This window comes from bacterium (genome assembly GCA_040753555.1).
Lineage (GTDB): Bacteria > UBA9089 > UBA9088 > UBA9088 > UBA9088 > JBFLYE01.
Window position 1 is genome coordinate 1 of the sequence record JBFMDZ010000082.1, and the last position, 2,388, is coordinate 2,388.

Sequence of the window (2,388 nt, forward strand, 5' to 3'; positions counted from 1 at the left end):
GATTTCCTTAAGGATGGAATCATCCAAGAAGAAGTAGCCGGAGACTTTCTCTTTATCCAAGGCAAAACCTTTTTTGGTCAGGTAGGAATAATGGATGAGATTGCCTCATCCTTCCTTCATCTTCCCTACTTTAAGGAAATATGCTCTGCCAATCTCTTTGTTGAGGCAGAGGTAGACTATATCTTTGGTATGCCCTATACAATGAAAGTGAGAGGTTTATCTATAGATGCCGATAGAAACATCTGTGCGGTAATTGGTTCTTCTGATAAAATCAAAGAATTTATGACCATCTCAGGATATACCTCGTCTACATTAGAGCATAACATCTGGGAGAAATGGTATGGAGAGGGAGCAATCTCTGCCATTAAAGCTATTCAGATAGCTAATGAGAATGGTATCTCTGTCTATGATATAGATAGCTCTAATGTAGGTATTGTTGATGGCTTCAATATCCCAAACCTTGCCAAACAAGACATTAAAAACTCAATCAATGCAGGAATGATTGCCAAATGTTCAAGCTCTAATATCAATTACCTTGGCTGGCAAGGTATAGGCTACATCATCCAAGACCCAATAACCGGAGAGGGGAAATATGAGATAGCGGATGTGAGTGGGGGAACAATTATTCTTCTAACACTTTCACTCAAGAAATTTGACGATTATTACACAGCAGAGGAAAAAGCCATAGACTATGCAAAAACTTTAACCCCAGGTGACAACTGCTCTGCCTTTGCAAACTTTGCTCAATATTTAGCCGATAGATGGGTTGAGGCCGAACCAAATGAGGATATAAGAAGGTTGTGGTTCACAAATGTTTTATTTGACTTAAGTGTTAGCGATGAGTTTTATAAAGACTTGTATATCTTTGGTTGTTTGGGTTATGCTGGTCCAAGACACTTACGACCAAAATGGCTAAATACCCATGATGATGCAAGTGGATTCAGACTCATCGTTCCATGTGATTGTGGAGCTGAAGACGGAAGAAAAGACCATTTTGTAACTAATGCTGTAATTTTTCCTTTTCCTGCAGAACTTTTTGCAATTTATGTGTGGGAGCTAAGAGGTGAAGATTGCAAAAACGACAGAATGTATAATTTATTGGGGGCATCGTTTGGAGAACATGTAAGACTTGGTATTGTTGATCTAACCAATGGAAGTGATGTAAGAAATTGGATAATGAATAATCTTCATGAAAAGAAATGATAAGTTAGTAAGATGAAGAAAGTGTTTCCTTTATGATTTAAAGAGATGGATACCTTAACTAATATTTTAAACGCCAAAGGTACAATATTTTTCCATTATGCTTTTAGCGGGTTATTTATACCTTGTGTTCTTTTTATCATTCCATTGGTTTTAGCCTATCTATTTTCTAAACATCATCATGTTTTCGGTATTATATTAAGAAAAAATTTTCTGATACTTACATCTTTACTTTTTGGTTTAAGCTTTCTTCTTTACTTAGAAGGGAAAGAACGATGTTATTCGTTTGCGAACTGTGAATCGGACTATATATGGTCCACAGGAGAGTCAATTAGAAATTTTGTTGAGACTCAAGGATATTACCCAGCTTATAAAGATTATAAGAGTAGGCTTAAAACACATGGGATACCTGTTTGTCGTAATGTTCCATATAGATGGATTAAAAAGAGATATTCACTTGAAACCCCTTATCTTATGATAGTTTGGGATGGAAAGCCCCATGGATTCATTTTTAAGTGGAGAAATGTAGTAATAGGAGAAAAAGGGAAAGTCAGTGTAACAAAGATTCCTGAAGGAAAATTCCAAAAACTCTTGAAACAACAGGAGGGAACAGAGAAAAGTAAATGAAAACCAATGTTAATCAAAGGCTCATTGCAAACATAGAAACCAAAGGCCCTGATTTCCTTAAGGATGGAATAATCCAAGAAGAAATTGCCGGAGACTTTCTCTTTATCCAAGGCAAAACCTTTTTTGGTCAGGTAGGAATAATGGATGAGATTGCCTCATCCTTCCTTCATCTTCCCTACTTTAAGGAAATATGCTCTGCCAATCTCTTTGTTGAAGCAGATGTAGACTATATCTTTGGTATGCCCTATACAATGAAAGTGAGAGGTTTATCTATAGATGCCGATAGAAACATCTGTGCGGTAATTGGTTCTTCTGATAAAATCAAAGAATTTATGACCATCTCAGGCTATACCTCGTCTACATTAGAGCATAACATCTGGGAGAAATGGTATGGAGAGGGAGCAATCTCTGCCATTAAAGCTATTCAGATAGCAAATGAAAACAATATTCCTGTTTATGACATAGATAGCTCTAATGTAAGCATAGTAGATACATTCAACATCCCAGACCTTGCCAAAGAAGACATAAAGAATGCAATCAATGCAGGAAACATAGCCAAAT

General features: G+C 36.5%; 3 protein-coding genes. All 3 read left to right on the forward strand.

Annotation, left to right across the window (positions count from 1 at the left end):
• Positions 1-1,203 (forward strand): hypothetical protein (locus AB1630_07615; protein MEW6103660.1); only part of this gene is annotated, 1,203 nt, incomplete at its 5' end.
• Positions 1,204-1,674: 471 nt separating this feature from the next.
• Positions 1,675-1,827 carry a hypothetical protein gene (locus tag AB1630_07620; protein ID MEW6103661.1) on the forward strand — a complete coding sequence of 51 codons (153 nt, stop codon included), beginning with the start codon at positions 1,675-1,677 and terminating at the stop codon, positions 1,825-1,827.
• Positions 1,824-2,388, forward strand: a 565-nt coding sequence (locus AB1630_07625; GenBank protein ID MEW6103662.1) for a hypothetical protein, incomplete at its 3' end; no start/stop codon positions are given. The genes AB1630_07620 and AB1630_07625, both read left to right, overlap by 4 nt.

Coding starts and splice junctions, on each gene's coding strand:
- AB1630_07620 (MEW6103661.1), top strand. CDS start 1,675: ATGATAGTTTGGGATGGAAAGCCCCATGGATTCATTTTTAAGTGGAGA.